This is a genomic window from Endozoicomonas atrinae (assembly GCF_001647025.1).
Classification (GTDB): Bacteria; Pseudomonadota; Gammaproteobacteria; order Pseudomonadales; family Endozoicomonadaceae; genus Endozoicomonas; species Endozoicomonas atrinae.
In genome coordinates this window covers 1-6,709 of sequence record NZ_LUKQ02000275.1, presented here as the reverse complement: position 1 = coordinate 6,709, position 6,709 = coordinate 1, and the positions used below count along the sequence as shown (strand labels likewise).

At 47.8% G+C, this 6,709-nt stretch carries 5 protein-coding genes and 1 pseudogene; 4 read left to right on the top strand and 2 right to left on the bottom strand.

Annotated features, from left to right (window positions below; translation table 11 throughout):
- From AK963_RS35830 to coaE, 4 genes and pseudogenes are all read left to right on the top strand, one after another.
- Nucleotides 1–190: pseudogene (locus AK963_RS35830) on the top strand (IS630 family transposase); the annotation flags it as partial.
- A gap of 26 nt (nt 191–216) precedes the next feature.
- Nucleotides 217–792: a hypothetical protein gene (locus tag AK963_RS23885; protein WP_238593831.1), complete on the top strand. Its 576-nt coding sequence runs from the start codon at nt 217–219 to the stop codon at nt 790–792.
- Between the two features lie 197 nt (nt 793–989).
- Nucleotides 990–1,868 (top strand): prepilin peptidase, encoded by an 879-nt coding sequence (locus AK963_RS23880; protein WP_066017904.1) that lies wholly within the window; start codon nt 990–992, stop codon nt 1,866–1,868.
- Nucleotides 1,868–2,509, top strand: coding sequence for a dephospho-CoA kinase (gene coaE, locus AK963_RS23875; RefSeq protein WP_066017903.1), 642 nt, complete (start codon nt 1,868–1,870; stop codon nt 2,507–2,509). The genes AK963_RS23880 and coaE overlap by 1 nt, the downstream gene beginning before the upstream one ends.
- A gap of 30 nt (nt 2,510–2,539) precedes the next feature.
- On the opposite strand, the gene AK963_RS23870 is transcribed toward coaE, so the two are convergent.
- Nucleotides 2,540–4,162, bottom strand: a complete 1,623-nt coding sequence (locus AK963_RS23870) for an NAD+ synthase (protein WP_066017902.1) — start codon at nt 4,160–4,162, stop codon at nt 2,540–2,542.
- Between the two features lie 176 nt (nt 4,163–4,338).
- Nucleotides 4,339–6,429, bottom strand: a complete 2,091-nt coding sequence (locus AK963_RS23865; protein ID WP_066017901.1) for an EAL domain-containing protein — start codon at nt 6,427–6,429, stop codon at nt 4,339–4,341.
- Between the last annotated feature and the right edge of the window lie 280 nt (nt 6,430–6,709).

The window sequence follows — 6,709 nt, the reverse complement described above, 5'->3', positions numbered from 1 at the left end:
ACCATTCGCACCGGAGTTAAACAGCTCAGAAAGGCTATGGGAGTGGATGCGGGAGCATGACTTATCAAACAAAGCATTTTCAGGTTATGAAAATATTGTAGATTGTTGCTGTGAAGCTTGGAATAACCTTTGCAGCGAAGCTGGTCGACTGTTCAGTCTGTGCTCCCGTGATTGGGCAGTTATACAGTAGTTAGAAAATTCAATTGGTATAAGGTGATGGGCGGTGAAGACTGGGCGGACTGGATTGAGCTGCTCAACCATCACGAAATGCTGGCAGATGGTTTTAAAACCGTCGCGTATTCCTACGTTGGCCCGGAATCGACACAGGCTATCTATCATAAGGGCACCCTGGGCCATGCGAAAAAAGATCTGCAATACCATGCAGAAATGATGCATGAATGGTTAAAGCCATTGGGCGGTGATGCCTGGGTGGCCGTCTGCAAAGCACTGGTCACCAAAGCCAGCGTATTTATCCCCGGCCTGTCGCCTTACGTTATGGCTCTGTTCAAAGTCACCAAGGAAATGGGGCTACATGAAGGCTGCATTGAACAGATGTGCCGACTTTTTGCCACCCAGTTATACGCCCCAGCAGGCCCAACCCTGGACTCAGAGCGAATGATCCGTATGGATGATTGGGAGCTTCGTGATGATGTTCAGCTGCAGGTCAATCAGTTACTGGCAGAAATGACACCTGAAAATTTCAAAGAGCTTGTTGACTACCAGGGACTTCGTCAGGATTTTATGCAACTTAACGGCTTCGACTTTGGCAACATTGATTATGAGCAGAAGTAAGTAGTCGGAGCTTAACGGAATGATTGTTCAGACAAATTTGGGCGACAGATCCCAGTTTGCAGTTCAGTATTTATTTTCCTTAGGCTTCAAAGGTTTGATTACAGAAACAGTCATGCCAATATTGGACTATTAAAATATCAGGTACTGGTCAGGGAGGACTGGCCAGCCATACTGATAACCATCAGGGAACTGTGTGAATGTCGCCGATTATAGAACTTATTGAGACCTCAACCCCTTACCTGGCCTTTGTGCTGACCATCTTTGGATTGATTGTCGGTAGTTTTCTCAATGTGGTGATTCACCGATTGCCCATTATGATGGAAAGGCAGTGGCAGCAACAGAGCGAGGCCATCTTGCACCCCGAAAAGGAACCCGAACCACTGCCTGCCTATAACCTTGTCGTGCCTGTATCCACCTGCCCTGTCTGTCAGCATAAAATCCGTGCCTGGGAGAATATTCCAGTCATCAGTTATCTATTCCTGAGGGGTAAATGCTCGGCCTGTAAAACCCCAATTTCGCTCCGCTACCCAGCCATCGAGATTCTCAGTGCCGTCATGACGGTGATGATTGGCCTTACCTATGGCGTTACATTACACACCCTGATCTTCTGCCTCTTTGGCTGGTCACTGCTGGCCCTGACCATGATCGACTATGATACACAACTGCTGCCTGACGACATTACCCTACCTCTTCTCTGGGCTGGCCTGATTGTCAACAGCTTTGGCCTAGTCGTAACGCTTGAACAGGCGCTATGGGGAGCGGTTGCCGGCTATCTGTCCCTCTGGAGTGTTTACTGGATATTTAAACTGGTTACTGGCAAGGAAGGCATGGGCTATGGCGACTTTAAACTGCTGGCGGCGCTGGGAGCCTGGCTGGGCTGGATGAAGCTGCCCCTGATCATCCTGCTCTCTTCACTGGTTGGCACCCTTGCTGCGATACTGTTGATCGTTACCAAACGTCAGGAACGATCCAACCCGATTCCCTTTGGCCCTTATCTGGCCATTGCCGGCTTTATTGCCCTGGTGTGGGGCGATAAGTTGATTGAGGCTTACCTGAGCTTTTCGGGGTTGAACTGATGACAACTGAATCTTCAAAGCATCCTCATCCACCACTCTCTCAACAAAAACGCCCATTTACTGTCGGTGTCACGGGCGGTATTGGCAGTGGCAAGACGGCAGTGACCGATTTTTTTGCTGGCAAAGGAATTCCCATCGTTGATGCAGATATCGCTGCCCGTGTGGTAGTTGAACCAGGAAAACCGGCACTGGCTGAAATTGAGCAGCGTTATGGCTCCGAAATCCTGATTGATGGCAGTCTTGACCGTAGAACACTGAGAACCATCATCTTTGATGATGCTAATGAGCGAAAGTGGCTGGAAGGTCTACTTCACCCCATAATCCGGGATCAGATTATCCTTGAGCTGACCCACGCTGAATCCCGTTATGCAGTACTGGTTTCTCCGCTGATGCTGGAAACCAGTCAGCATGAACTGGTAGACCGAGTGCTCGTCGTGGATGTGCCAGAGAGTATCCAGCTATCCCGCACGATGGCACGGGATCAGATGACAGAGGAACAGACCCGACAGATCCTCAATACTCAGATGAAACGAGAACAGAGGATTGCCATGGCGGATGATATCGTTGATAACAGTGGTTCTATGGCCCAGCTACACCAGTCATTGGACAAACTGCATCAGTATTACCTGAGCCTCACTTGAGGCTCAGGTTCCTCGGTAACCGACAGTTAGTTAAACGCCAGGTCTCCAGCCATTGGTGATCGGATAACGACGATCCCGACCAAACCCTCTCGGTGTAATTCTGACACCAATCGCTGCCTGCCGACGCTTGTACTCATTGATATCCACCAGCCTCAGAACGCGATAGACCGTATCCCGGTCAAAACCTTCCTTCACAATGGCCTCGGCACTCTGATCCTGCTCAATATAGAGCTCAAGAATACGATCCAGCTCATCGTAAGGTGGCAGGCTGTCTTCATCCACCTGATCCGGGGCAAGTTCAGCGGAGGGCGGACGATCGATCACTCTCTGGGGAATCACATAGCCACGGGTATTACGGTACTCAGACAGTTTAAACACCAGAGTTTTCGGTACATCTTTCAGGACATCAAAACCACCGGCCATGTCACCGTACAGTGTGGCGTAGCCAACCGCCATTTCACTTTTATTTCCCGTGGTCAGAACCAGATACCCCTTCTTATTGGAGATCGCCATCAGCATGACACCCCGGCACCTCGACTGAAGGTTTTCTTCGGTCGTATCCCGACCATAACCGGCAAACTCAGTGTTCAGAGTGTCCATAAAGGCATCAAACATGGGTTCAATCGGCAAAATCTTATATTCAACGCCCAGAATTTTCGCTTCTTCTGCGGCATCCTCAAGGCTCATATCGGATGTATAACGATAGGGCATCATGACCGCCTGAACCCGGTCTTTACCCAGTGCATCAGTTGCCACTGCCAAGGTCAGAGCAGAATCAATGCCTCCAGACAGCCCCAGCACGATACCTTTAAAGCCATTCTTATTGACGTAGTCCCTGACGCCAGTCACCAGGGCATCATAAACCCTTGAGCAAACTCCATGGATGTCAGCAACCCCTCCCTGGTCAAAAGCCATGGAGCCTTTATCAAAGGAAACGCAGAAAAGCTCTTCGGTAAAATACGTTGCCCCAAAAGCCACTTCACCATTGCCATTCATGGCAAAGGAGCCCCCGTCAAACACCAGTTCATCCTGGGCACCTACCAGGTTGGTATACAGGACAGGAAGACCTGACTCCAGACAGCGCTCTCTGACCACCTGCTGACGCAGAGACTGCTTGTTCATATGGAAGGGCGATGCATTCAGACTGATAACCAGGTCTGCTCCCGCTTCTTTAGCTCGGCGAACCGGTCCCTGGTACCAGAGATCCTCACAGATCAAAAGTGCAATATTCACGCCTTTGCAGGAATAAATAGCCGTGTCCTGACCTTTAACAAAATAACGTTTTTCATCAAACACCTGATAGTTAGGCAGATGCTGTTTCCCATAGCGGGTGAGAATCTCACCATCACGCATCACCAATGCCTGATTTTCAAGACCGTGTGGCCCCATCAGAGGGACACCGATAATCAAGTCAATCCCCTTAACCACTCTGAGTCGACTCAGAGCCTGTTCTACCCGCACAATCAGACTGGGCCGCAACAGCAGATCTTCTGGCGGATAACCACAAAGGGTTAGCTCCGGAAAGACAACAACATCCGCATCCAGCTGATCCCGGGCCTGCTCGGCAGCCTCAATGACACGGGACGTGTTTCCGTCAATGTCGCCCACCACCAGATTCAGCTGGGCCATGACCATATTGAGCTTTGCTGACATGGAAATACCTGTCTATCCCTTTTTAGAAAACATCTATCACCTCAAGGGGCGGTATTGTCTTGTATGTAATAGCGTCTGTAAATTGAAATACAAAATGAAGGCCATAAAGCCATTTATTAGGGGAGGTAAAATAGAAATTTAAAGATGTAGGATGGCAGATTAAAGAGGAGGCGATGTTACCCATCTGCCCCGAAATCAAAATCCATGCTCTCTGAAGGGGGCTGCATATAGCTACCCTGAATGAAATCAGCACCGAACTGCCAAACAGGGGTCATTTCTTCGGCCGTTTCAATACCAGGAACAATTACTTTCTTACCACTCTGGCTGAGGGCTTCGATCATGCGCTGTAGCTCTTTTGCATTATCACTATCAGTGAGTCCTTCAGTGAAAGATGGATCCACCTTCACCAAATCAACATCAAGGTGAGCAATGGCTTCCAATGGGTTCAAGCTACACCCAAATTCACTCACAACAGTCTGACACCCCATGTCTTTCAGTGAGCTGAAAAAACCAGGTATGACCTCAGAATAACGCCCGAGATTCTGTTCACTCAACTCAATAGCAACAGCGTTGGCAGGAATCCCTGCGGCTTTAAGGGCTACCTTCATCCAGGGCAGGAATGTATCATCCGTTGCTGAAAACCCGCCAACGTGCATCAGCAAACGAGTATCACATCCCTCCTTTCGCTTTGCCATCAACGCTTTACTGGCTTCAATAAGCTGCCATCGATCCAACTTATTCCACAGACTGATCTTTTCCAGTTTGGGCCTGAAAGTCGATGCCTCATGATCTCTCCCCTGGGCATCTGTCATAACAAAAGAAACTTCGTAATATTCTGCGGAGGAGCCAGCAAGGGAGATAACTGGCTGGTAACTCAATCTGAATTTTTTATTTCTAAGTGCCTGACTGACCATACCAGCCAGCTGTTTTTCAACAGAACGAACCGAGCTTACCTTGCGCTTCTGGTAAAAGCACAATTGATTACCACCTTCTTTTTGTGCCAGCACAGTAGCCTGACGACTTTGAACCATCAGTGTTTTAGGATCATTAGTGGTATCACTGAGAGTAACAGCTCCTATTGATAATTTAACTGACAACAAATGCTGATCAATGACAACATGTTCTCCAGTCACCGTGGTCAGGAGCTTATCAGTTAATACCTTAACCTCCTGCTCTTCACCCTCTCGGAGCAGGGCTGCAAAATTACCACCACCTACGCTGGACACCGGATGAATTCCTCCCAGGCCAGCAGTTATTTTAGAGGCAACTGCCTTCAGCAGCTTATGACTAACCTCTTTACCGCGCTGGTCGTGAATCGCTTTCAGCGTTTCTATATGAATACAGCACAGAGTGGCTTTCCCCTTACCTGAAACAGCCCTCTGAATAGCAACATCCAACTCCTGATCAAACTGCTTTCGACCTAAAAGACCCGTTTCACTGTCCGGTGCAGATTTTTCAATGGTTTTATCTGTACCACCCTGTCCTGCTTCCTGCTCATTGAATTTAATTTGCAGGCTAAGCGTAAATTCTCCATTAAATGAAGTCGGAGAGATTACCGCCCTAGTTGGTACCTCAGAACCGTTCTGGGCAACCAGCGGGCATTGAATGACAGCCAGAGCCTGTCCACTCTCTTCAATGCCGAGCAGAAACTCCTCAACATCCTGCTGATCATTGGTACTGATTAAATCTTTGAAAAACTTTCCATCCAGAGACTCTTCTTCAGGAAGTCCCAGTAGCATCAAAAATGCCGAGTTGGCGTATTGAATGCGACCACCATTAACGTATACCACCGCATCAACCTGGTCATCCAGTAAGAGCCGTCGCTGCTTTTCTGACTCATGCAGAGCAACACTCATCCTCCTGTGATGACGCCTTATCTTTAGATCTTCCAGTTCCTTCTGTGCAACAGCAAGCAGGTAGTCATCACTCCCCAAAGGAATAACTGCACGGGCTCCCATTTTCATTAAGGAAAGGTGATCGGTTTCATTATCTGGTGGCAACAAGATAATTCCCGGCAGATCCACATCTTTTTTATTAATATAATCAAATATTTGAGGAAAGTTTAATGGTACTGGAGGCTCTGTCATTAACAGCAAATCCCAATGCTGATGCCCAGACATAGCGGAAGTCAAATCATCCAGAGAGTTAATAAGGTTTGCACGGGTTGAATATCCAGACTCACGGAATACATTCAGGAATGACTCTGCCTCCCCAGGGGATGAATCAATAATCAAAAAACGGATTGTATCCCTAACACCCGATGCCATGGACAAAAAATCTCTCCCTTATCTCAGGATAAGTTATCGACTATGCCTTCTGAAATTAAATAAAAAGAAAGTTTCTATTTTTAACAAATAGAGAGGGGCGATTAGCACCAACGGAGTGAATTAATTGATTAGAACAATACCATTTTGTATTAACAATACTCCGGACACTATTATGCAGCGATAGCACCATAGCTACTTAGCTCCTCATAAGTATTCATGACTTTTTCGTCATTCATTGCCAAGCCTAACTTCTCAAAAACTCTGTGCATCAGGTTCTGAT